Origin of the sequence: Micromonospora sp. WMMC241 (assembly GCF_027460165.1) — a bacterium.
Lineage (GTDB): Bacteria > Actinomycetota > Actinomycetes > Mycobacteriales > Micromonosporaceae > Micromonospora > Micromonospora humi.
Genome location: NZ_JAPZBF010000001.1, coordinates 701,639 through 724,568 on the forward strand (window position 1 = coordinate 701,639; position 22,930 = coordinate 724,568).

At 72.5% G+C, this 22,930-nt stretch carries 18 protein-coding genes and 1 pseudogene; 13 read left to right on the forward strand and 6 right to left on the reverse strand.

Going from position 1 to position 22,930, the window contains the following annotated elements:
* The first annotated feature begins 36 nt into the window (after positions 1 to 36).
* A complete protein-coding gene (locus O7598_RS03470) occupies positions 37 to 1,497 on the forward strand; it encodes a M1 family metallopeptidase (RefSeq protein ID WP_269689982.1) in 1,461 nt (486 codons plus the stop codon).
* A 21-nt stretch (positions 1,498 to 1,518) separates the two neighbouring features.
* On the opposite strand, the gene O7598_RS03475 is transcribed toward O7598_RS03470, so the two are convergent.
* On the reverse strand, positions 1,519 to 2,619 hold the full coding sequence (locus O7598_RS03475; RefSeq protein WP_269689983.1) for an LCP family protein: 1,101 nt from the start codon (positions 2,617 to 2,619) through the stop codon (positions 1,519 to 1,521).
* Positions 2,620 to 2,752: 133 nt separating this feature from the next.
* On the opposite strand from O7598_RS03475, the gene O7598_RS03480 reads away from it, so the two are divergent.
* The gene (locus O7598_RS03480) at positions 2,753 to 4,435 is read left to right on the forward strand and encodes an FAD-dependent oxidoreductase (protein ID WP_269689984.1); all 1,683 of its coding nucleotides are present in this window, start codon (positions 2,753 to 2,755) and stop codon (positions 4,433 to 4,435) included.
* Between the two features lie 119 nt (positions 4,436 to 4,554).
* Entirely contained in the window at positions 4,555 to 6,111 is a 1,557-nt protein-coding gene (gene guaA / locus O7598_RS03485; protein ID WP_269689986.1) for a glutamine-hydrolyzing GMP synthase, read from the forward strand.
* Between the two features lie 7 nt (positions 6,112 to 6,118).
* Here guaA and O7598_RS03490 read toward each other — a convergent pair whose 3' ends face one another.
* Entirely contained in the window at positions 6,119 to 6,436 is a 318-nt protein-coding gene (locus tag O7598_RS03490) for a PspC domain-containing protein (RefSeq protein WP_091066049.1), read from the reverse strand.
* A 144-nt stretch (positions 6,437 to 6,580) separates the two neighbouring features.
* Between O7598_RS03490 and O7598_RS03495 the strand changes: the two genes are divergently transcribed.
* The 3 genes from O7598_RS03495 (at position 6,581) to O7598_RS03505 (ending at position 9,816) form a co-directional block, all read left to right on the forward strand.
* Positions 6,581 to 7,528, forward strand: coding sequence for an NUDIX hydrolase (locus O7598_RS03495; RefSeq protein ID WP_269689987.1), 948 nt, complete (start codon positions 6,581 to 6,583; stop codon positions 7,526 to 7,528).
* 115 nt (positions 7,529 to 7,643) lie between these two features.
* On the forward strand, positions 7,644 to 8,558 hold the full coding sequence (locus O7598_RS03500) for an NUDIX domain-containing protein (RefSeq protein ID WP_269689988.1): 915 nt from the start codon (positions 7,644 to 7,646) through the stop codon (positions 8,556 to 8,558).
* Positions 8,559 to 8,904: 346 nt separating this feature from the next.
* Positions 8,905 to 9,816 (forward strand): CDP-alcohol phosphatidyltransferase family protein, encoded by a 912-nt coding sequence (locus tag O7598_RS03505; RefSeq protein ID WP_269689989.1) that lies wholly within the window; start codon positions 8,905 to 8,907, stop codon positions 9,814 to 9,816.
* A gap of 67 nt (positions 9,817 to 9,883) precedes the next feature.
* Here O7598_RS03505 and O7598_RS03510 read toward each other — a convergent pair whose 3' ends face one another.
* The 3 genes and pseudogenes from O7598_RS03510 to O7598_RS03520 all read right to left on the reverse strand — a co-directional run bounded on the left by O7598_RS03510 (position 9,884) and on the right by O7598_RS03520 (position 13,868).
* Entirely contained in the window at positions 9,884 to 11,131 is a 1,248-nt protein-coding gene (locus tag O7598_RS03510; protein WP_269689990.1) for a phosphatidylserine decarboxylase, read from the reverse strand.
* 656 nt (positions 11,132 to 11,787) lie between these two features.
* Positions 11,788 to 12,051: pseudogene (locus O7598_RS31420) on the reverse strand (hypothetical protein); the annotation flags it as partial.
* Positions 12,048 to 13,868, reverse strand: coding sequence for a PspC domain-containing protein (locus tag O7598_RS03520; protein WP_269689991.1), 1,821 nt, complete (start codon positions 13,866 to 13,868; stop codon positions 12,048 to 12,050). The gene O7598_RS03520 and the pseudogene O7598_RS31420, both read right to left, overlap by 4 nt.
* 178 nt (positions 13,869 to 14,046) lie before the next feature.
* Between O7598_RS03520 and O7598_RS03525 the strand changes: the two genes are divergently transcribed.
* From O7598_RS03525 to O7598_RS03555, 7 genes are all read left to right on the forward strand, one after another.
* The gene (locus O7598_RS03525) at positions 14,047 to 15,297 is read left to right on the forward strand and encodes a PspC domain-containing protein (RefSeq protein ID WP_332367402.1); all 1,251 of its coding nucleotides are present in this window, start codon (positions 14,047 to 14,049) and stop codon (positions 15,295 to 15,297) included.
* A 2-nt stretch (positions 15,298 to 15,299) separates the two neighbouring features.
* On the forward strand, positions 15,300 to 15,977 hold the full coding sequence (locus O7598_RS03530; RefSeq protein WP_091066167.1) for a response regulator: 678 nt from the start codon (positions 15,300 to 15,302) through the stop codon (positions 15,975 to 15,977).
* Between the two features lie 575 nt (positions 15,978 to 16,552).
* A complete protein-coding gene (locus O7598_RS03535) occupies positions 16,553 to 18,196 on the forward strand; it encodes a peptide ABC transporter substrate-binding protein (protein WP_269689992.1) in 1,644 nt (547 codons plus the stop codon).
* A 144-nt stretch (positions 18,197 to 18,340) separates the two neighbouring features.
* Positions 18,341 to 19,267, forward strand: coding sequence for an ABC transporter permease (locus O7598_RS03540; protein WP_269689993.1), 927 nt, complete (start codon positions 18,341 to 18,343; stop codon positions 19,265 to 19,267).
* Between the two features lie 75 nt (positions 19,268 to 19,342).
* A complete protein-coding gene (locus O7598_RS03545) occupies positions 19,343 to 20,326 on the forward strand; it encodes an ABC transporter permease (protein WP_269689994.1) in 984 nt (327 codons plus the stop codon).
* Between the two features lie 25 nt (positions 20,327 to 20,351).
* Entirely contained in the window at positions 20,352 to 21,380 is a 1,029-nt protein-coding gene (locus O7598_RS03550; RefSeq protein ID WP_269694722.1) for an ABC transporter ATP-binding protein, read from the forward strand.
* Complete coding sequence (locus O7598_RS03555) at positions 21,373 to 22,389, forward strand: ABC transporter ATP-binding protein (protein WP_269689995.1); 1,017 nt, start codon at positions 21,373 to 21,375, stop codon at positions 22,387 to 22,389. Before O7598_RS03550 ends, O7598_RS03555 begins: the two co-directional genes overlap by 8 nt.
* Before the next feature lie 77 nt (positions 22,390 to 22,466).
* On the opposite strand, the gene O7598_RS03560 is transcribed toward O7598_RS03555, so the two are convergent.
* Positions 22,467 to 22,820, reverse strand: a complete 354-nt coding sequence (locus tag O7598_RS03560) for a chorismate mutase (protein ID WP_269689996.1) — start codon at positions 22,818 to 22,820, stop codon at positions 22,467 to 22,469.
* Positions 22,821 to 22,930 lie beyond the last annotated feature (110 nt).

The following is a 22,930-nucleotide window of genomic DNA, read 5'->3' on the forward strand; positions in this document are numbered from 1 at the left end:
AGGGCCGCCGTTCGGGCCCCGGGAGGGATCGAGGCGATGGCGCGGCGCGGCGGACGACGACGGCTCGGGCTGCTGGCCTGCGGGACGCTGCTGCTGGCCGGCTGCGGATCGGCCGAGCCGGACCGGAGCGCGGCGGCGCCCACCGAGCCCGGCCCGACCGCCACCCGAAGCTTCGCGCCCGGGGCTGCCGGCGTCGGCGACAGCTACTTCCCGAGCTACGGCAACGGCGGCTACGACGTCGCGAACTACACGATCAAGGTGCGCTACGACCCGGAGACCGACAAGCTGACCGGCACCACCACGGTGCGGGCCACCGCGACCGCCGACCTGTCCGCGTTCAACCTGGACCTGGCCGGGCTGACGGTCCGCTCGGTCACCGTGGACGGCGCCGCGGCCCGGCACGCCCGCACCGACGACGAGCTGGTCGTCACGCCCGCCACCGGCCTCACCTCCGGCAACGGCTTCGTCACCGAGATCCGGTACGACGGCAGGCCGGCGGCCCTGCGCACCGAGGCGCTCGGCGAGGGCGGCTGGCTGCACACCACGGACGGGGCGATCGCGCTCGGCCAGCCGGAGTCGGCGAGCACCTGGTTCCCGGTCAACGACCACCCGTCGGACAAGGCCACCTACGACGTCGAGGTCACCGTGCCGAAGGGGCTCACGGCGGTCTCCAACGGGGTGCCGAAGGGGAAGTCGACGGCCGGCGACTGGACCACCTGGCGCTGGGCGGAGGGCTCGCCGATGGCCAGCTACCTGAGCATGGTGGCGATCGGCAAGTTCCGGGTCACCACCGCCGAGCACAAGGGACGGCCGGTCTTCAGCGCGGTCGCCGCGCAGCTGCCCGAGGGCGGCGCGCCGGACCGTTCGATCGCCCGCACCGTCGAGGTCGCCGACTACCTGGAGAGCATCTTCGGGCCGTACCCGTTCGACGCGTACGGCGGCGTGGTGGTCGCCGACGACCGGATCCGGTACGCGCTGGAGACGCAGGCCCGGCCGGTCTACGCCGCCAGCTTCTTCCGGCGGGGCGACAACACCGACGTGGTGGCGCACGAGCTGGCCCACCAGTGGTACGGCGACAGCGTCTCGATCCAGCGCTGGCAGGACATCTGGCTCAACGAGGGCCTGGCCACGTACGCGGAGTGGCTGTGGGCCGAGCACAGCGGGTCGTCGACCGTCCAGCGCACGTTCGAGCAGACGTACGCGGCGGCTTCGGGTCTGGTGTGGCGGACGCCGCCGGGCAAGCCGGGGGTGGAGAACCTGTTCGGCCGGTCCGTCTACGAGCGCGGTGCGATGACCGTGCACGCGTTGCGGCTGGCGGTCGGCGACACCGCGTTCTTCACCATCCTGAAGACCTGGGCGGCGGAGCGGAAGAACGGCAACGCCGCCACGGCGGACTTCGTGGCGCTGGCGGAGCGGGTGTCCGGCAAGAAGCTGGACAAGCTCTTCGACGCCTGGCTGTTCGGCACCGAACGACCCCCCGCACCCAAGGCGAAGTAAGGCGGGGCCCCGCCTGACACCTCAGGTCTTCACGCGCAGGGACGGGTGGGCGGCCAGGAACGCGTCGGCCTTGCCGCCGCGCAGCGCGGTGAGGAAGTCGCGGCCCGGCTTCTGGAGCTGCTCGCCCCGGTAGGCCCCGCCGCTGCCCACCCCGGTGCCGGGCAACCCGACCAGGGTGATCCGGTCCGCCGGCATGCCACCCAGGGCGTACGCGAAGTCGACGAGCTTCCGCCCGCCGCCGACGTACACCAGGGTCTTGCCGAGCGCGGCGACCACCTGCTCGACCCGCTGCGGGTCGCGGGGCGCGCCCTGGTCGAGCAGCTTGCGGGCGAGCGCGCGGAGCAGTTGCTGCTGGTGCCGCTGCCGGGTGTAGTCGCCGCCGGCGGTGTAGCGCTGCCGGGCGTAGTCCAGCGCCTGCCAGCCGATGAGGTGCCGGTTGCCCTTCTGGTAGACCATCTGCGGCCCGGTGTAGCCGCCGCCGCCCAGCGGGCGCATCTTCCCGTCCGGGCGGCGGTGCCTGGAGGCGACCTTCTGGTCGACGTAGAGGTCGACGCCGCCGAGCGTGTCCACCAGCTTGTCGAAGCCACCGAAGGTGACCACGGCACCGGCGTCGATGCGCAGCCCGGTGTAGCGGGAGACGGTGGCGCGCAGCAGCTCGTACCCCTGGGCGGTGCTGGGGTGGGCCTTGTCGCCCGGCACCCGGCTGCCGTAGCTCATCGCGTGGGTGAGTTTCGTCTTCCCGCCCGGGTAGCGGGCCTTCGGGAAGGCCGGGATGTCGACCACCAGGTCGCGGGGGAGGGAGAACAGGTACGCCCGGTCCAGCCCGGCCGGTACGTGCAGCACCAGCACGGCGTCGGCGTGCGGCTCCCACCCGGGGATGCTGACCCGGGTGTCGACGCCGACGAGCATCAGGTTGAGCGGGCCGGTCAGGTCGGCGCCGGGCGGCGGGGTCGGGCTGGCCGTGGTCGGCGCCGGCGTGGGGGAGCCGGGTGACGAGGTGGCCGGCGCGGCGGCCCGGGTCGGCGAGTGGTTGCCGACCAGCCGGGTGGTCACCACCGTGCCGCCGGCGACCAGCAGCGCCGCCACCAGGGCGGCCAGGCCGAGCAGGCGTCGTCTCGTCACGCGTTCTTTCCTCTCCCCGTGGGATTCGACGCGTCCGGGGGCGCCGAAGGTTGCACCGGCGGCCGGAGCGCTCTGCATGATCTGCGAAAAAGTCGTGCTGGCGCCATAGCTACCCGTCGGTAATGATGCGTTCATGCGCTATGACGTGGTCGTCATCGGTTCGGGCTTCGGCGGCAGCGTCACCGCGCTCCGGCTGGCCGAGAAGGGCTACTCGGTCGGCCTCCTGGAGGCCGGCCGGCGCTTCGCCGACGACGAGTTCCCGAAGACGTCCTGGCAGGCGCGGCGGTTCCTCTGGGCGCCGAAGCTCGGCTGCTTCGGGCTGCAACGCATCACCCTGCTCCGCTCCGCCGACCGGAAGGCCGGCGGCGGGGTGATGGTGCTCTCCGGCGCCGGGGTGGGCGGCGGGTCGCTGGTCTACGCGAACACGCTCTACGAGCCGCTGGACGCGTTCTACGCCGACCCGCAGTGGCGGGACATCACCGACTGGCGCGACGAGCTGGCCCGCCACTACGACCAGGCGAAGCGGATGCTCGGCGTCACCACGTACCCGATCGACACCGGCGCGGACCGGGCGATGCGGGCGGTGGCCGAGCGGATGGGGGTGGCCCACACGTTCCACCCGACGCCGGTCGGTGTGCACATCGGCCGGCCCGGGCAGCGGGTGCCGGACCCGTACTTCGGCGGCGTCGGGCCCGACCGCACCGGGTGCAGCCACTGCGGTTCCTGCATGACCGGCTGCCGGCACGGTGCCAAGAACACGCTCGTCAAGAACTACCTCTGGCTGGCCGAGCGGCTCGGGGCGCAGGTGCACCCGCTGACCACGGTGACCGCCGTGCGGCCGGAGGAGGCCGGCGGCTACGCGGTGCACACCGAGCGCACCGGGGCCTGGCTGCGCAAGCGCCGCGCGGTGATCCACGCCGACCAGGTGGTCTTCGCGGCCGGCGCGCTGGGCACCCAGCGGCTGCTGCACGAGATGAAGGCGACCGGGGCGCTGCCGGCGCTCTCACCCCGGCTGGGCGAGCTGACCCGGACCAACTCGGAGGCGATCCTCGGCGCCTCGGTGGGCTCCGGGGCGGCCCGCCGACGCGGTCTGGACTTCTCCGAGGGGGTGGCGATCACCAGCTCGTTCCACCCCGACCCGCAGACCCACATCGAGCCGGTCCGCTACGGCAAGGGCTCCAACGCGATGGGCCTGCTCCAGTCGCTGCTGGTCGACGGCGGGCCGCACCGGGTGCGGCGGTGGCTGGGCAGCATCGTCCGGCAGCCGGGGCTGGCCGCGCGGATGCTGTCCGTGCGCGGCTGGTCCGAGCGCACCGTCATCGCGCTTGTCATGCAGTCGGTCGACAACTCGCTGACCACCCGCTGGCGGGGGCGCCGGCTGGTCTCCGGCCCCGGCCACGGCGCGCCCAACCCGACCTGGATCCCGGCCGGCAACGAGGCGGTCCGGCTGCTCGCCGAGGAGATCGACGGCACCCCTGGCGGCGCGGTGACCGAGCCGTTCAACATTCCGATGACCGCGCACATCCTCGGCGGGGCGGTGATCGGCGCCACAGCGGCCGACGGCGTGGTCGACCCCTGGCACCGGGTCTACGGCCACCCGGGGCTGCACGTGGTGGACGGCGCGGCGGTCTCGGCGAACCTGGGCGTCAACCCGTCGCTGACGATCACCGCCCAGGCCGAACGCGCCATGTCGTTCTGGCCCAACAAGGGCGACGCGGATCCACGGCCGGCACCGGGCTCGGCGTACCGCCGCGTCGCGCCGGTGCCCCCGCGTACGCCCGCGGTGCCGGCGCACGCTCCCGCCGCGCTGAGGTGAAAGGAGGGGCCCCCTGTTAACGCCTCCGGCAGAGGCGGGGCCCCTTCTTAACACCTGGCGAGCGACGCGCCGCCGGGGCGCGTCCGCGCGGCCCGTGACTGTCGGTAGGCTTTGCGCACATGAGCACGCCTCGCCCCGTCCTCGTGGTGGACTTCGGAGCCCAGTACGCCCAGCTCATCGCGCGCCGCGTCCGCGAGGCGAAGGTCTACTCGGAGATCGTCCCGCACTCCATGCCGGTGTCCGAGATGCTGGCGAAGAACCCGGCCGCGATCATCCTGTCCGGTGGTCCGGCCAGCGTCTACGCCCCGGAGGCGCCGCAGATCGACGCCGGCGTGTTCGACGCCGACGTGCCGGTCTTCGGCATCTGCTACGGCTTCCAGGCGATGGCCCAGGCGCTCGGCGGCACGGTGTCGCGCACCGGCAACCGCGAGTACGGCGGCACCCCGCTGCGCCCGCGCCTGACCGAGCCCGGCGTGCTGCTGCGCGACCTGCCGGCCGACCTGCCGGTCTGGATGAGCCACGGTGACTGCGTGACCGAGGCGCCGGCCGGCTTCACGGTGACCGCCGAGTCGGCGGGCGCCCCGGTGGCCGCGTTCGAGGACCTGGCCGGCCGGCGGGCCGGCGTGCAGTTCCACCCCGAGGTGGGGCACACCGCGCACGGGCAGGAGATGCTGACCCGCTTCCTCTACGACATCGCGGGCGTCGCGCCGACCTGGACGCCCGAGGGCATCATCGACGAGCAGGTGGCCCGGATCCGCGAGCAGGTCGGTGACAAGGAGGTCATCTGCGGCCTGTCCGGCGGCGTCGACTCGGCGGTCGCGGCGGCGCTGGTGCACCGGGCGGTGGGCGACCAGCTCACCTGCGTCTTCGTCGACCACGGTCTGTTGCGGGCCGGCGAGGCCGAGCAGGTGGAGAAGGACTACGTGGCGGCCACCGGCATCAAGCTCAAGGTGGTCGACGCCCGGGAGCGGTTCCTCGGCGCGCTCGCCGGGGTGACCGATCCGGAACAGAAGCGCAAGATCATCGGCCGCGAGTTCATCCGGGTCTTCGAGGCCGCCGCCCGGGAGATCGCCGCGCACGGCGACGTGGAGTTCCTGGTGCAGGGCACCCTCTACCCGGACGTGGTGGAGTCCGGCGGCGGCACCGGCACCGCCAACATCAAGAGCCACCACAACGTCGGCGGTCTGCCCGAGGACCTGAAGTTCTCCCTGGTCGAGCCGCTGCGCACGCTGTTCAAGGACGAGGTCCGCACGATCGGCCTGGAGCTGGGGCTGCCCGAGGCGATGGTGTGGCGGCACCCGTTCCCCGGCCCGGGCCTGGCCATCCGGATCATCGGCGCGGTCGACGAGGAGCGCCTCGCCGTGCTCCGCAAGGCCGACCTGATCGCCCGGGAGGAGCTGACCGCGGCGGGCCTGGACCGGGGGGTCTGGCAGTTCCCGGTGGTGCTGCTGGCCGACGTCCGCAGCGTCGGCGTGCAGGGCGACGGGCGCACCTACGGCCACCCGGTGGTGTTGCGCCCGGTCTCCAGCGAGGACGCGATGACCGCCGACTGGTCCCGGCTGCCCTACGACGTGGTGGCCCGGATCTCCACCCGGATCACCAACGAGGTCGCCGAGGTCAACCGCGTGGTCCTGGACGTGACCAGCAAGCCGCCGGGCACCATCGAGTGGGAGTGACGCCGGGTCACGCGGCCGGCGGCGGCCCGGCCTGAGTGCCGGGCCCGGCCGGCGGGACCGGCGGCCACCCGGGCGCGGTGCCCGGCGGGTGCGGCCAGGCGGGCGCGCCGGCCGGCTCCTCGGGCATCAGGAACCACATGATCGGGTACGCGAGCGCGGCCAGTCCGCCGGTGAGCACGGTCGCGGTCGCGAAGACCACCCGGACCAGCGTGGGGTCGAGGGCGAAGTAGCGACCGAGCCCGCTGGCCACCCCGGCGATCATGCGGTCGCTGACCGGGCGGCGGAGCTGCTTGTACGGGGCCTGGGAGGGGTTCGTGGAGGTCATGTGTCCACGGTCCCGCGTCGTCCGGCGGGCGACCTCGGTGACCGCCCGGACGCCTACCCTGATCCATCCCTGAGGCGCCAGCGAAGAGTCAGGAATCTGACTCTTTTCGATGGAGGTAACCCGGCCCGGGGAGAATTTGCTCCCGTGACCACCTCGCTGGAGCCGCTGCGCAGGATCGCGGCATACGCAGTTTGTGCTGATTCAAACGGCCGAGTGTTGCTGGTCCGCGCATCGGAGCGCTCCGGCACCCCCGGCACCTGGTCCCTCCCCGGAGGGGCGGTCGACCATGGTGAGGACCCCAAGCACACCGTCGTCCGGGAGACCGCGGCCGAGACCGGGCTCTCGGTCGCCGTCGCCGGCCTGCAGGACGTGCTCGCCGACATGCGGGCGCTGCCCGAGCGACGAATCACGATCCACACCGACCGCCTGCTCTACACCGTCTCGGTGCGCGGTGGGACGCTCACCGAGCGGATCGACCGCCCCACCGACCTGGCCCGCTGGTTCACCCTCGACGAGGCCCGGGAGCTGCCGCTGCGGTCGTTCACCGCACGTGCCCTGGGCCTGCCCACCTCGACCGACGACGTCGTGCCGGAGGAGGTCCCCGAGTTCCCGTCGTTCTACGCGGTCCCCGGCCCGGACGGGCTGCACCGGGCGCAGCGCTTCGCCGCCTACGCGGTGGTGACCGACCCGGAGGAGCGGGTGCTGCTGACCCGCGTCTCCGACGGCTACCCGGGCGCCGGTTGCTGGCACCTGCCCGGCGGCGGCACCGACTACGGCGAGCAGCCCGCCGCGGCGCTGATCCGGGAGCTGGTCGAGGAGACCGGGCAGACCGGCCGTCTGGTCGAGCTGCTCGGGGTGGCCAGTCACCGCGACGCCGCCTCGCTCGGCCCGGAGGGCTACCCGATCGACTGGCACGGCGTCCGCGCCTTCTACCGGGTGGTCGTCGACCAGCCCGCCCCGTGCACGGTGGCGGACGTCGGCGGCTCCACCTGCGAGGCCCGCTGGTTCCGCCGCGAGGAACTCGGCGCCCTCCCCACCGACCGCCTCACCGAGGTGACCGCCGAGGCCGTCCAGGCCGCCCACCTCCTCTAGCCGTCCGCCCCGCCCCGCCCTAGCCAGGCGCGGTGATCATGAAGTTATTGCCACGACACGCCGTTGCGGCGGGCAATAGGTTCATGATCGACGCAGGGGGAAGGGGAGGTGCCGGGTGGTGGAACGGCTGCGGCGGGTGGCGGCGTTCGGGTTGCTGTCGGACGAGCGGGGGCGGGTGCTGCTGGCTCGCGGGGGAGCGGGGTGCCCGTATCCGGGGGTGTGGCAGCTTCCGGGGGGCGGGGTCGAGCACGCCGAGCACCCGGCCGACGCGGTGGTACGCGAGTTCGCCGAGGAGACCGGGCTGACGGTGGCGGTCGGCAGGCTCGCCGACGCGGTCGCCGACGTGGCCACCTATCCGCCTGACGGCGTGGCGGTGCACACCGACCGGTTGATCTTCGAGGTCGAGGCCCGAGGGGGACGGCTGCGGCCCGAGGAGGCCGGTGGCAGCGACGAGGTCGGCTGGTTCAGCGCCGAGGAGGCCGCGGCCCGTCCGCTGATGCCGTTCACCGCCGAGCTGCTCGGCCTGCCGGTGTCGCCGCTGCCGGCCGACCTGCCCCGGGCCCTGCCCTCCGCCCCGGCCGGCCCGTCCGCCGACCGCCGCGTGCGCTTCGCCGCGTACGGGCTGGTCACCGACCCGGACGACCGGGTGCTGCTCACCATGATCGCCGACGGCTATCCGGGCGCGGGCCTCTGGCACCTGCCGGGAGGCGGCACCGACCACGGCGAGCAGCCGGCCGCCGGGCTGCTCCGCGAGCTGGTCGAGGAGGCCGGTCAACTGGGTCGGGTGGTCGAGCTGCTCGCCGTGGACAGCCGGCACACGCCGGCCGCGCTCGGCCCGGAGGGTCGCCCGCTGGACTGGCACGGCATCCGGGTGATCTACCGGGTTCGGGTGGACGTGCCGACCGAGGCGGTGGTGACCGAGCTGGCCGGTGGCTCCACCGCCCGGGCCGGCTGGTTCACCCGGGACCAGCTGGCCGACCTGTCGATGACCGACGTGGCCGTCCGGGCCACCCGGCGGCGGGTGAGCTGAACCGCTCGCCGAGCCGCCCTGGGCCACCTCCGGTACAGTCGGGAGTTGGGACAGGCCGATAAAATTGGGCGTTCAGGCCCGAGATGGGAATGATTGAGCGGTTCGCGCGGTTAAGGGAGTTATAAGTACCGCCGGCAGCTATACCCAAGCCCTTGTCCCCTGTGCAATGGTGTACTCCGCAAATGGGCTGCCGGGCCCGAAAGGTCCGGCACGAGACAGCCGGACACCCGCCCCGACGTGGGCGGCCAGTCGATCCGGTGATGGAGGAAACGTGCCGAGAGCCCCATGGCGCCGGCGTCGTACGACTGACAGTCCGCGCCCCGCAGGGCGTCGCTGGGCGGGCCGGTTGCGCCGCAGCAGCACGTTCGCCCGCCAGGTGCTTCTGGTCCGGGTGGGTCGCCGCGACGGCCTGGCCGGTTCCGGGTCCGACCTGGTCACCCCCGACCACCGCTACGCCGACCGCCAGCGCATCCGCTACGGCCGCTTCGACGCCGACGTCGAAGCGGTGCGCCCGATCAGCCCGGCGCTCCCCATGACCGCGCCGGTCGACGAGTCCCCGGCGATGTCGATCCCGCTCCTGCCGGGTGAGCGCACCGCCGCCCGGCGCGCCAAGTTCGCGCTGGTCAACGCGTGCACCCTGAGCAGCCTCATGCTCGGCATGCTGGCCATCTTCCTGGCCATGCAGGGCGAGGTGCGGCTGGCCGCGGTCTGTCTGATCGCGTGCGTCGCGTTCGACGGCCTCGACGGCGCGCTGGCCCGCAAGCTCGGCGTGGCCAGCCCGTTCGGCGCGCAGATGGACTCGCTCGCCGACATGTGCTCGTTCGGCCTCGCCGCGCCGGTGGTGGTCTACGCCTCCCTGGCCGGTTCGGTGCCGCCGGCGGCCGCCGCGGTCGCCTGCGCGCTGGTCGCGGCGTGCGCGGCCATCCGGCTCGCCCGGTTCAACGTCTCGCCGAAGGACGGCCGCTTCTTCTGCGGCGTGCCCACCACCATGGCGGCCATGGTGCTCGCCCTGACCGTGGCGATCGGCGTGCCGGTCCCCGGCCTGGTCATGGTCGCCGGCGTGGCGCTGCTCGCCTTCGCCATGGTGTCGAGCTTCCCCTACGCCAAGCTCGCCCGGCTGCTGAAGCTGCCGCCGTGGCTCTGGTTCGTCCCGGTGGTCGGCGCGCTCGTCGACATCCGGCTCACCTTCGCCCTCGTGGTGGTGGGCTACCTGGTCAGCGGCCCGCTGCTCTGGCTGCACCAGCGTCGCGCCGCCTGAGCCGACGACACGTACGACACGAAGGGCGCCGCTCGCGAGCGGCGCCCTTCGTCGTGTGCTTCCGGCGTCAGCGCCAGCGGGCGATGACGGTGGAGCCCCCGACCACCTTGTCGCCGGGGCCGACCAGCGGATCCGCGGTGTCGGCCGGCAGGTAGACGTCGGTGCGCGAGCCGAACCGGATCAGGCCGAACCGCTCGCCCTTCGCGAGCAGCGAGCCGACCGGCGCGCGCTGCACGATCCGGCGGGCGATCAGCCCGGTGCGCTGGGCCACGACCACGGTGCCCCGGTCGGTGTCCAGCACGGTGTACGCCGCCACGTTGTGCTCGGCGTCCGGCTTCATGGCGTTGACGAACCCGCCGTCGGCGACGAAGTAGTCGACCACCTTGCCGGCCACCGGCGCGCGATTGACGTGCACGTCCAGCACCGACAGGAAGACCGCGATCCGCAGCCACTCGCCGTCTCCGAAGCGCTCGTCCTGGAGCCGCTGAACGGACAGCACCTGGCCGTCCGCCGAGGCGACCACGGCCGACGGGTCCTCCGGGACGTCCCGCTCCGGGTCCCGGAAGAACGCGGCCACCGGGCCGGCGGCCACCGCCGGCAGCAGCCACAGCTTGGACTTCGGCCGGGCGGCCCGGGCCAGGGCGGCCAGGCCGAGCGTGATGCCGGCGGCGGCCACCCCGTTGGAGTCGATGTGCATCCGCCGGCTGAGCGGCACGCTCGACGGCCGGTACGCCGGCGAGAGCGAGGCGGCCAGCGTGGCGGGCGCCGGGGTGAAGCGCAGGTGGTGCACGCGCACCGGTGGGGAGTTGCGCAGCACCACGTCGGTGCGGACGCCGTGCAGCACGCCCTGCCGGTCCAGCTCGGCGCCGGCCCCCTCGGTGCGGAACAGCGGTGCCGCGACGCTCAGCACCGCGCCCTCGGTGAGGTACTTGGACAGCCCGTCCACCGCGGCGCGGGCCTCGTCGGCGGTGCCGGTGAACGGCTCGGCGACGACCACCACCGCGGCGGCGTCCGCCTCGGCGAGCGTGTCGATCACCTGGACCCGGTCGGCGACCCAACGCCCCTGGGCGGTCACGTGCTCGCGCAGCGCCGCCGCGGCGGCTCCCTCCGCCGGCACGACGATCAGCCGGTCGCCCGGGAGCAGTGCCTCGATCGCGGCGGCCAGCACCGCGGACTCCGGGGTCGCGCCGACCAGCAGGCCGGCCTTCGAGTCGTTACGCCGGGCGAACTCGGCGACGAGCGTACGGGCGGCGCGCTCGCCGAGGCGGACCGCACCGGACGGACCGGTGACGCGCACGGCGGGGGACTGGGTCATGTCGGATGAACTCCTGACGAGGTAGAGACGGACGGGGACCGCTCCGCCTGTCGCGACCGACCGGCCGGACCGGGCGGGACCGGGAGCTCCGGGCACGGTCGGGGTGGCACGGACCGGACGGCAGCGGCGAGATCTCCCGCGACCAGCATAGGCCGCGTCGCTGAGCCGCCGCACCGGCGCGGTCAGACCGGCGGCTCCCCGGAGGTACGCCGTCCGGCGGGCGGTTCGTCGGTCTCCGCGTCGACCGGCGGCAGCTCGCGGGTGACCGGGTCGGACCGGTCCTCGGGTTCGAGGACGGGCCGGTCCCCGGCCGGCGACCAGCGCGGTTGCCCGTCGACGGGCCCGTCCTCCCGCGCCTGGACCGACACGTCGCCGACGGCGTCGGTGGGCCACTCGTCGGCCCCGACGGGGGGCGCGGTACCGGTCGGGCTGCCGTCGCGCCCGGGCTCCGGCCCGACGGGGGCCACGGCGCCGGTCGGGGTGCCGTCGCGCCAGGGCGCCGCCACGGTCGCCTCCGGCTGGCCCGGCTGGCCCGGCTGGCCCGGCTGGCCCGGCTCGCCTGGCCCGTCCAGCTCGCCCGGCTCGTCCGGCTGGCCCGGTCCGTCCGGCTGGCCTGGTCCGTCCGGCTGGCCTGGTCCGTCCGGCTGGCCTGGTCCGTCCGGCTGGCCTGGTCCGTCCGGCTGGCCCGGTCCGTCCGGCTGACCCGGTCCGTCCGGCTGGGCGGGCTGGTTCGGGCCGCGGACCGAGCGCAGCGCGCCGACCAGGCCGAGCAGGCCGATCACGACCAGCCCGCCGGCCAGGAACCAGCCGACCGGAGGCACGGCCAGCCCGAGGATCCGGGCCAGCAGCCACCAGAGCGCGAGCCCCAGGAAGACGAGACCGAAGGCGAACGAGACGATGTCCGTCCGGTGGGCCTTCACCGGGTCACCTCCAGATTTCCGGCGTTCAGGTGGACGTAGAGGCGCAGGCTGCCCCCGCCGGGGCCGTCCGCGCCGGCGTCGGTGCTCTCCCAGTGGCGGCCGTTGAGCCCGCCGGTGCGCCGGCCGAAGACGGACGCCTCGCCGGCGTTGACGTCGGCCACCGTGGTCACGTCCACGTTCGGCGGCACGACCACTGTCGCGTTGCCGAGGTTCACGTCGACGGTCACCTGGATGTCCTGTTTGTCGAAGTCGATGCCGCGCAGGTCGAGCACCGCGTCACCGAAGTTGTTCTCGTACCGGTCGGCCAGGTCACGGCGGTCGGTCGGGGCCCAGGTGACGTTGCCGTCGATGCCCCGGACCCGGTCGTAGGACTCGGCGACGGTGGCGACGCCGAGCGCCGCCGCGGTCACCAGACCGAGAGCGATCAGCCAACGCGCCCGGCCGAACCAGGTTCCCACGAGCAGCCCGAGGCCGATGGTGGCCAGCGCCGCGGCGAAGTAGCCGGCGGCGCCGACCGGGAACACGTCCAGCAGGTCGAGCATCGCCACCAGGCCCAGCGCCAGGAAGATCAGCGAGAAGGTGATCGCACCGAGCGGGGAGCGCTCCTTCGGCCGCTTCGGCGGCCGGTGTGGCCGGGCGGGCGCCGGGGCCGGGGGCGGGCCGGCGTACGGGCCGTGCGGGGCGAACGGCGGACGGTAACCGCCCGGTGGAAGCGGGGCGCCGACCGGCGCGGGCGGCGGCACGGCGGCCGGCTCGCCGACCGGGGCGCCGGTGGTCGGCGCGGCGGGCCAGGCCGGTGCAGGGCCGGAGGTCGGCCACGCTGCGGTGTCACCGGCCGGCGAGGTCACCCCGGGCATCGCGCCGGTCGCCGGCTCGGACCGGACCGGCCGGATACCGGCTGCGGCCGGCCACCCGGGGGCCGGCAGCGGCGTCGCCGGATAGCCGGGCTCGGACCGGACCGGTGGTGCGGGTGGGTAGCCGGGCTCGGACCGGGCCGGTGGTGCGGGTGGGTAGCCGGGCTCCGGCAGGGCGGGCGGCATGGGCGGGTAGCCGGGCTCGCCCCGGACGTCGGTCGGTGAACCCGTACCGGGCGCGGCGGCGGGCCATACCTGCGGCGTGACCTCGACCGGTTCGCCGGGACGGGGGGAGGCGGCGGCTCCGGGCGCCGTCGGGTACCCGCCGGGCCAGGGCGTGCCGGTCGGCCCACCCCAGGGCGCGGCCGGCGGCACCGGACCCGGCGCCGCTCCGGCCCGGGACGCGAGGCCGCGCTGCTCGCGGTTGAGCATCAGCGCGCCGCCGATCAGGATCACCGCGCCCAGCAGGATGGCCCGGAAGCCGTCGGTGACGACGTACGCGAAGCCGACCGCGACCACGATGCCGAGCACGATGACGGTGATCGGGGACATGCTGGAGCGGCCCCGCCCGAGCATCGACTCCACCGGCGAGGCGGTGTCCCCCTCGCCCGGGATGATCAGCCACGCGGCGAGGTAGACCAGCAGCCCGATGCCACCGAAGAAGCCGAGCACGGCCAGCAGGACGCGCCAGAGCACCGGGTCGGTGTTCGTGGCCCGGCCGACCGCCGCGCACACCCCGGCCAGGTAGCGGCCCTCCCGCGGGCGGACCAGCCCGTAGCGGGTGGTGAAGCCGGCGGCGCCGGGCGGTGGGGCGTACCCACCGGGCGGTGGATCGGCGAACGGCGCGCCGCCGGACGGCGGGGGCCTCTCGTCGGCGGCGGATGCCGGCCCCGGCGGGGGCGGTGGCGGGTCGTCAGGTGCTGCCGCCCAGGGGCGGGGCGGACGGGCAGCGTCGTCGGTCATGCCTCCGATACTGCTGCCCCGGCCGCCCGGACGGCCTCAGGAACCGACCCTGACCCCACCCTGAGATCCGCCGATGGTGAATGTCCGGGGCGTCCCCGTGGTCCGGGGCGCTCCCGCCGTGTGACGATCGGTTCGTCGGCCGCCGCCGGCACCTCCGCGCCGACCCGGGAGCCTGAAAATCACCAGCACCGTCACGCCGCATCCCCCGCGTCTCTACCGCGCCACCGGGCACCGGTTGGGCGCCGGAGTGGCCGCCGGCATCGCCGAGCACCTGGGCATCCCGGTGCTCCGGGTCCGGGTGGCGTTCATGGTGCTGCTCGGGTTGAGCGGTCTCGGCCTGCTGCTCTACGCCGCCTTCTGGGCGGTGGTCCCGCCCCGGCCCGGCGACACCGCCGCCCCGCCCCGCCGCGACCTCAGCCAGCTGCTGCCGTTCGTGGCGATCGGGCTGGGCGTGCTGCTGCTCCAGGTGGTCGCGTTCGACTCGGTCGGCGCGGCCGGCACCGCCGGGTGGCTGGTCGCGATCATCGCGGTGGGCGCCGGCGTCATCTGGCACCAGTCCGGGCCGGAGCGGCGCCGGCAGTGGGGCGACTCCGCGGTGCCCTGGCTGGGCGCGGTGGTGGAGGAGAGCGACCGGCGGGCGTTCGTGCTCCGGTTCATCGGCGGCGGGGTGCTGGTCGCGGTCGGCATCATCGGCGTGGCCGCGGTCTACTCGCCGGCGCAGAACTTCGACGCGGTGCTCAACGGCGTCATCTTCGCGCTGGTCGGGCTGGCCGGCGTGGGCGTGGTGACCGGCCCGGTGCTCTGGCGCACCTGGAACCAGCTCCGCTCGGAGCGGGAGGGGCGGATCCGCGAGCAGGAGCGGGCCGAGCTGGCCGCCATGGTGCACGACCAGGTGCTGCACACGCTCGCCCTGATCCAGCGCAACGCCGGCGACGTCAAGACGGTGCAGCGGCTGGCCCGGGGCCAGGAGCGCTCGCTGCGCAACTGGCTCTACAAGCCGACCGCCTCGCCGACCGAGCGCTTCGCGGCCGCCCTCGAACAGGCCGCCGCCGAGGTGGAGGACACGTTCGCGATCACCGTCGAGGCGGTGGTGGTCGGCGACCGGGAGACCGACGAGCGGGTCGGCGCGCTGGTCGCCGCCGCTCGCGAGGCGCTGGTCAACGCGGCCCGGCACGCCGGGGTGCGGACCGTGTCGCTGTATGCCGAGGTGGAACCGGAGCAGGTCAGCGTCTTCGTCCGGGACCGGGGCAAGGGCTTCGACCTCGATACGGTGGAGAATCACCGGCACGGCGTCCGCGGCTCGATCATCGGACGGATGAAACGACACGGCGGCCGGGCGGAGATCCGGTCCGAGCCGGGAGAGGGGACCGAGGTTCGGCTGATCCTGCCGATCAGCGGCTCCGGCTCCACGGCGGAAAGGGACAGATGACCATGTCCGAGCAGGAACCGGTCGAGGGCGCGGCACCGCGCGGGCCGCTGCGGGTGTTCCTCGTCGACGACCATGCCATGTTCCGGGCCGGCGTCCGCGCCGAGCTGGGCACCCGGGTCGAGGTCGTGGGCGAGGCCAGTTCGGTGGCCGAGGCGGTGACCCGGATCGCGGCCGTCCAGCCGGACGTGGTGCTGCTCGACGTGCACATGCCCGACGGTGGCGGCCGCGCCGTGCTGGAGGCGATGCGGCGGACCCACCCGCAGGTGAAGTTCCTGGCGCTGAGCGTGTCCGACGCGGCCGAGGATGTGATCGGTCTGATCCGGGCCGGCGCCCGGGGTTACGTCACCAAGACCATCTCGCCGGAGGAGCTGACCGACGCGATCCGGCGGGTGGCCGACGGCGACGCCGTGTTCAGCCCGCGGCTGGCCGGGTTCGTGCTGGACGCGTTCGCGTCCCGGCCGGACGCGCCGGTCGCCGACCCCGAGCTGGACCAGCTCACCAACCGGGAGCGCGAGGTGCTCCGGCTGCTCGCCCGGGGGTACGCGTACAAGGAGATCGCCAAGGAGCTGTTCATCTCGATCAAGACGGTCGAGACGCACGTCTCCAACGTGCTGCGCAAGCTCCAGATGTCGAACCGGTACGAGCTGTCCCGGTGGGCCGCCGACCGCCGGCTGGTCTGAGCCCACGCGCCGCGGCACCCTCGACCCCCTCGTCCACCCGGGCGGCGCCCACGTCCGCACAGCCGAAGGTGCCATCGGCCGGACGGACAAAACTGTGCGTGTCGGTCCTCGCCCGGCCGGCGTCGTCGCGGGCCTGGGCGCGCTCCCCGCGACGCGGGCGCTGGGCGGTGTCGATCGGTGTGGGCACGTCTTACCTGTTCAGAGCCGTACGCTCCACGCCCTTTGTGATCTTTTCTCAAGTATCGGCAACGTGGCGAGCAACTAACGGCTTGATAACGGCACCTTCACGGAAAGGGCCGGTGGGTGTCACAGTGGCAGCACCTCACCCCCCGGTGTGAGGCATCTCGTCGGGCCCGCCGATCACGTGACGCCGTTACCCACGTCGCCTCGTGGCCGTCGACCCTGCGCGGTGTCCTCGTCGAAGGGTGTGGCGCCCGGCGGATCGGTACCCCTGGGGTGTCCCGATTTCCTCTGCGGTAAACCGGCGTCCTGTGGTTCGGGTCGTCGGCGGTGTCACCCCCCACGTGCGTGAAACCCACGACGGAACCAGGTTAAGAAAGAGGAGGCCCCTCGGAATGAGAGTCTCGAAGCGGGCGAGCGGCGCGCTCGCGGTGGGCGCGGCGTTCGCGCTCATCGCATCCGGCTGCTCCAGCGGGAACGACGACGGTGGCGACGCCGGTGCCAGCGCGGACGGCGCCATCGTCATCGACGGCACCCAGCCGGAGAACCCCCTGATTCCGGCGAACACCACCGAGACCGGTGGCGGAAAGATCATCGACTGGGTGTGGAGCGGCCTGGTCGAGTACCCCAACAACGGTGGGGCGCCGCAGAACCTGCTCGCCGAGTCGATCGACACGAGCGACTCGAAGGTCTTCAAGATCAAGATCAAGCAGAACACCAAGTTCCACGACGGCACCACCGTCAAGGCCGAGAGCTTCGTCAAGGCCTGGAACTGGGCGGCCTACGGCCCGAACGGCGCGCAGAACGCCTCCTTCTTCTCCGACATCCAGGGCTTCGGCGACGTCTACACCGAGGACCCGGACGGCCCGGACGGCCCGAAGAAGGCTCCGGAGCCGAAGGCCAAGGAGATGTCCGGCCTCAAGGTCGTCGACGACTGGAACTTCGAGGTCACCCTCGCCGCGCCGACCGCCGTGTTCCCGACCAAGCTCGGCTACAGCGCCTTCATGCCGCTGCCGGACGCGTTCTTCTCCTCCACCCCGGCGGAGTTCGGCAAGAAGCCGATCGGTAACGGCCCGGCCAAGCTGACCGCCTGGCAGGACGACGTCGAGCTGAAGCTCACCCGCTTCGACGACTACAGCCTGCGCGACAAGATGAAGATCAAGGACGTCACCGTCAAGATCTACCAGGACGACACGGCGGCCTACAACGACCTGCTCGCCGGCAACCTGGACTTCCAGCAGCAGGTTCCGGTCTCGTCGCTGGCCGGCGACAAGTGGAAGACCGACCTGGGCGAGCGGGCGATCCAGACGACCGTCCCGTCGAACGGCATCATCGCCTTCCCGATCTACGACAAGCGGTTCCAGAACGCCAAGCTGCGCAAGGCGATCTCGCTGTCCATCGACCGGCAGGCCGTCACCGACAAGATCTTCTTCGGTAACCGCAAGCCGGCCGACAGCTGGGCCAACCCGCTGACCCCGGGCGCCACGCCGGGCGACTGCACCGTCTGCAAGTTCGACCCGGCCCAGGCCAAGCAGCTCCTCCAGGAGGCCGGTGGCTTCCAGGGCAAGCTGACCCTGTCGTACAACGCGGACGCCAGCCACAAGGAGTGGATGGAGGCCGTCGCGCAGCAGATCAAGACCAACCTGAACATCGACGCGGTCGCGGTCGGCGTGCCGACCTTCGCGGTCTTCCGCGCCAACATCAACAACTACAAGATGACCGGCATGTACCGCGCCGGTTGGCAGCAGGACTACCCGGACGTCGAGAACTGGATCAACCCGCTCTACGTCACCGGTGGTTCCTCGAACGACGGCAAGTACAGCAACACGCAGGTGGACGCCCTCGCCAAGGAGGCCTCCGCGGCCCCCAGCATCGAGGAGGCGCACAAGAAGTTCGCCGAGGCCACCAAGCTGATCGACCAGGACGTCCCGGCGGTCCCGATCTACTTCAGCGGCGAGCAGTCCGGCCACTCGGAGAAGATCAAGAAGCTGGAGCTGACCAACGTCGGCGAGCTCGACATCACCTCGGTCGAGCTCTGATCCGAACGGTCTGACCCCGGGTCGGGCTCGCCTAACCGGTGAGCCCGGCCCGGGGCCGTTCCGCGAGGGGGTGTACAACAAACCCCTCGCACGTTGTCGTCACCGCGTCGGGTGCCCGGCGCTCCCTGTCTGGAGGACCACCCCATGGGCCGTTATCTCTTGAGACGGCTGCTGCAACTCGTGCCGGTGTTCATCGGCACGACGTTCCTGATCTACTGGCTCGTCTGGTCGGTGCCCGGTGACCCCTTCGCCGGCAAGTGCGGCGACCGTGGCTGCCCGCCGAACTTCCGGGCGCAGATGACCGAGAAATATCATCTCGACGACTCGATCTGGGTGCAGTACGCCAGCTACATGAAGAACCTTTTCCAGGGTGACTTCGGTATCACGTTCGGCGGTCGCGAGATCAGCGACATCATCGCCACGTCGTACCCGAACACCCTGAAGCTGGCGGTGGTCGCCCTCGCCATCGAGGCCGTGATCGGTCTCGGCGCGGGCATCCTGACCGGTCTGCGACGCAACGGCTTCATGGACAACCTGGTCCTGGTCTCCACCCTGTTCCTGATCGCCCTGCCGGTCTTCGTCATCGGCTTCGTGCTCCAGTGGGTGCTGGGCGTCAAGTGGGGCATCATCAACCCGACCGTCTCCAACGAGATGCGGTTCAGCGAGCTGATCGTGCCCGGCTTCGTGCTCGGCAGCGCCTCGATGGCGTACATCGCCCGGGTGGCGCGAACGAGCATCGCCGAGAACCGGCGGGCCGACTACGTGCGCACCGCGATCGCCAAGGGCCTCCCGATGCGCCGGGTGGTCGGCGTGCACCTGCTGCGCAACTCGCTCATTCCGGTGGTCACGCTGCTCGGCACCGACCTCGGTGCGCTGATGGGCGGCGCGATCGTCACCGAGGGCATCTTCGGCATCAACGGCATCGGCCGGCAGGTGCTCCGCTCGATCGTCACCAAGGAGAGCGCTACCGTTGTCGGCATCGTGGTGGTGCTGGTGGTCGTCTACCTCGTGATGAACCTGCTGGTGGACCTGCTCTACGCCGCCCTCGACCCGAGGATCCGCTATGAGTGACCGCCGCAGCGAACTAATCGTCCCAGCAGTCTGCGCGGGCAACCACGCCCGCGCCGAGCGCAGCGAGGTGCGGGCATGAGTGACCCGAATACCGCGTCGATCGTGACGACGCCGCCCGCGACCATGCCCACCGAGGCCGGGTCCGGCGCGCCCACCAACGCCGGCCTGCCGGAGAGCGCCAAGCAGCAGAAGCCCCGCGGCCTGCTCGGCGACGCCTGGATCGACCTGCGGCGCAAGCCGCTGTTCTGGATCTCCGCGTCGTTCATCGTGCTGTTCCTGGTGATGGCCGCGTTCCCGTCGCTGTTCACCTCCGGCGACGCGGTCAACGGCGCGCTGGAGCGCAGCCGGGTCGAGCCGTCCTCGTCGGCCTGGTTCGGCTACGACGTGCAGGGCCGTGACGTCTACTCCCGGGTCATCTACGGCGCCCGCGCCTCGATCGTGGTGGCCGTCGTGTCCACCCTGCTCACGCTGCTGTTCGGTGGCGCGATGGGCATCATCGCCGGCTACCGCGGCGGTTGGGTCGACGCCCTGCTCTCCCGCGTCGCGGACATCTTCTTCGGCCTGCCGTTCGTGCTCGGCGCGATCGTCATCCTGACCACGTTCAACGGCTCCGGCACCGACAACGGCGAGTGGACGATCATGGGGCTGGTCATCCTGTCCCTGAGCGTGCTGAGCTGGCCGGTGGTGATGCGGCTGATGCGCTCCTCGGTGCTCGCCACCAAGGAGGCCGACTACATCGTCGCCGCCCGCGCCCTGGGCGCCGGCACCGGCCGGATCATCCTCAAGCACCTGCTGCCCAACTGCCTGGCCCCGCTGCTGGTCTACGGCACCATCATGGTCGGCTCGTTCATCGGCGCCGAGGCCACGCTGTCGTTCCTGGGCATCGGCCTGAAGAGCCCGGTGGTCTCCTGGGGCATCATGATCAGCGAAGCCCAGAACTACATCCGGGTCTCGCCGTATCTGCTGTTCTTCCCCTCCGCGTTCCTCGTCACCGCCGTGCTGAGCTTCGTCATGCTCGGCGAGGCGGTCCGCGAGGCCCTCGACCCGAAGCTCCGATAGGGGACCTGAGTTGTCCGACATTCTCGTGCACGAGCAGTCCTCGGCGGGCGCCGACGGATCCGGCCGCCCCTCGGGCCGCCTGCTCGAGGTCGACGACCTGCGGGTGGAGTTCCGCACCCGGGACGGCGTCGCCAAGGTCATCAACGGTGTGACGTACCACGTCGACGCGGGGGAGACCCTCGCCGTGCTCGGCGAGTCCGGCTCCGGCAAGAGCGTCACCGCGCAGACCGTGATGGGCATCCTGGACACCCCGCCCGGGTTCGTCACCGGCGGCCAGGTGCGCTTCCACGGCAAGGACATGCTCACGATGTCCGCTGAGCAGCGGCGACGGATCCGTGGCGAGGGCATCGCCATGATCTTCCAGGACTCGCTCTCGGCCCTCAACCCGGTTTTCACCGTCGGCTTCCAGATCGCCGAGCAGTTCCGCATCCGGCGCGGCCTCAGCCGCGCGGACGCCAAGAAGCGCGCGATCGAGATGCTCGACCAGGTGAAGATCCCCAACGCCAAGGGTCGGTTCAGCAACTACCCGCACCAGTTCTCCGGCGGTATGCGGCAGCGCGCGATGATCGCCATGTCGCTGGCGCTGGACCCCGAGGTGCTGATCGCGGACGAGCCGACCACCGCGCTGGACGTGACCGTGCAGGCCCAGATCATGGACCTGCTCGGCGAGCTCCAGCGGGAGCGGCAGATGGGCATGATCCTGATCACCCACGACCTCGGCGTGGTCGCCGACGTCGCGGACCGGATCGCGGTCATGTACGCCGGCCGGATCGTCGAGGAAGCCAACGTCTACGAGCTGTACGCCAAGCCCGGGCACCCGTACACGCTGGGCCTGCTCAACTCGATCCCGCGAATGGACGAGAAGGGGCAGGAGCTCCGGACCATCAAGGGGCTTCCGCCGAACCTGATGAACATCCCGCCGGGCTGCGCCTTCAACCCGCGCTGCCCGATGGCGCAGCCGGTGTGCCGGGAGAAGGTCCCGCCGCTGCTGCAGCTGGGCAACGGTCGGGCCAGCGCCTGCCACTTCGCCGAGGAGCTCGTGAACCGTGACTGAGAACATCATCGAGGTTCGTGACCTGGTCAAGCACTACCCGGTGACCCAGGGCGTCGTGTTCAAGAAGACCATCGGCCAGGTCAAGGCGGTCGACGGCGTCTCCTTCGAACTCAAGGCCGGCGAGACGCTGGGCGTGGTCGGCGAGTCCGGCTGCGGCAAGTCGACGCTCGCCCGGGTGCTGATGAACCTGGAGAAGCCGACCGCGGGTCAGGTGCTCTACAAGGGTCAGGACATCTCCAAGCTCTCCGGTGGCGCGCTGCGGCGGCTGCGCCGGCAGATCCAGCTGGTGATGCAGGACCCGTACACCTCGCTCAACCCGCGGATGACGGTCGGTGACCTGATCGGCGAGCCGTTCGAGATCCACTCCGAGGTGGCTCCGCGCGGCAGCCGGCGGGGCAAGGTCAAGGAGCTGCTCGACCTGGTCGGCCTCAACCCGGAGCACATCAACCGGTACCCGCACCAGTTCTCCGGCGGCCAGCGGCAGCGCATCGGCATCGCCCGGGCGCTGGCGCTGCGGCCCGAGGTGATCGTCTGCGACGAGCCGGTGTCGGCCCTGGACGTCTCCATCCAGGCCCAGGTGATGAACCTGCTGGAGAAGCTCCAGGCCGAGTTCGGCCTCTCGTACGTCTTCATCGCCCACGACCTGTCGGTCGTGCGCCACCTGTCCGACCGGGTCGCCGTGATGTACCTGGGCAAGATGGTGGAGATCGGCACCGAGGACGAGATCTACGAGCGGCCGACCCACCCGTACACCCAGGCGCTGCTGTCGGCGGTGCCGGTGCCGGACCCGACCCTGCGTGAGACCAAGGCGATCATCCGGCTCCAGGGCGACGTCCCCTCGCCGATCAGTCCGCCCTCGGGCTGCCGGTTCCGCACCCGGTGCTGGAAGGCGCAGGACGTCTGCGCCCAGGAGGTGCCGCTGCTGGAGATCCGGCGGGGCTCGGACCACCCGAGCGCCTGCCACTTCGCCGAGAAGCGGGAGATCGTCGTCACCCACGAGGTGGCCTGAACCAGACCGGACCGCCTGCCGGCGTCAGCTCGACGTCGGCAGGCGGTTCGTCGTTTCCGGCGCCCGCGCCGGCCGGGTCACAGCGGGCCGCGGCCGGCGCGCAGCAGCAGCAGCGCGAGCTGGGTGCCGTCGGCGCCGAGCTCCGTCCGGAACCGCTCCAGGATCTCGCGCTCCCGGGAGAGCACCAGCCGGGTCCCGCCGGAGGCCATCCGGGTCGCGCCGACCTCCTGGGACAGCGCGGCCCGTTCCTGCCAGAGCGTGATGAGCGTGCGGTCGATCTCGTCGATCCGCCGCCGGATCTCACCGATCCGCTCCGCCGCCGCCGAGTCGTCGGTGCCGGTCCGCGACGCCGCGGCGCCGGTCGGGTCGCCGCCGGTCGGCCGGTCGTGCCGCGCGAGGCTGCCGCTGGACTCCACCACGTCAGTCATCATCGTCGTCCCTCTCAGGGCTCGGGCCCGGTACCCGGATCCCGGGACGGAAAAGCCCCGGGCTCTGGGAGCCCGGGGCTTTTTCGTAGGTCTGACGATCAGGCGCGACCCAC

Coding starts and splice junctions, on each gene's coding strand:
- O7598_RS03470 (WP_269689982.1), top strand. CDS start 37: ATGGCGCGGCGCGGCGGACGACGACGGCTCGGGCTGCTGGCCTGCGGG.
- O7598_RS03480 (WP_269689984.1), top strand. CDS start 2,753: ATGCGCTATGACGTGGTCGTCATCGGTTCGGGCTTCGGCGGCAGCGTC.
- guaA (WP_269689986.1), top strand. CDS start 4,555: ATGAGCACGCCTCGCCCCGTCCTCGTGGTGGACTTCGGAGCCCAGTAC.
- O7598_RS03490 (WP_091066049.1), bottom strand. CDS start 6,436: ATGACCTCCACGAACCCCTCCCAGGCCCCGTACAAGCAGCTCCGCCGC.
- O7598_RS03510 (WP_269689990.1), bottom strand. CDS start 11,131: ATGACCCAGTCCCCCGCCGTGCGCGTCACCGGTCCGTCCGGTGCGGTC.
- O7598_RS03520 (WP_269689991.1), bottom strand. CDS start 13,868: ATGACCGACGACGCTGCCCGTCCGCCCCGCCCCTGGGCGGCAGCACCT.
- O7598_RS03530 (WP_091066167.1), top strand. CDS start 15,300: ATGTCCGAGCAGGAACCGGTCGAGGGCGCGGCACCGCGCGGGCCGCTG.
- O7598_RS03535 (WP_269689992.1), top strand. CDS start 16,553: ATGAGAGTCTCGAAGCGGGCGAGCGGCGCGCTCGCGGTGGGCGCGGCG.
- O7598_RS03540 (WP_269689993.1), top strand. CDS start 18,341: ATGGGCCGTTATCTCTTGAGACGGCTGCTGCAACTCGTGCCGGTGTTC.
- O7598_RS03545 (WP_269689994.1), top strand. CDS start 19,343: ATGAGTGACCCGAATACCGCGTCGATCGTGACGACGCCGCCCGCGACC.
- O7598_RS03560 (WP_269689996.1), bottom strand. CDS start 22,820: ATGATGACTGACGTGGTGGAGTCCAGCGGCAGCCTCGCGCGGCACGAC.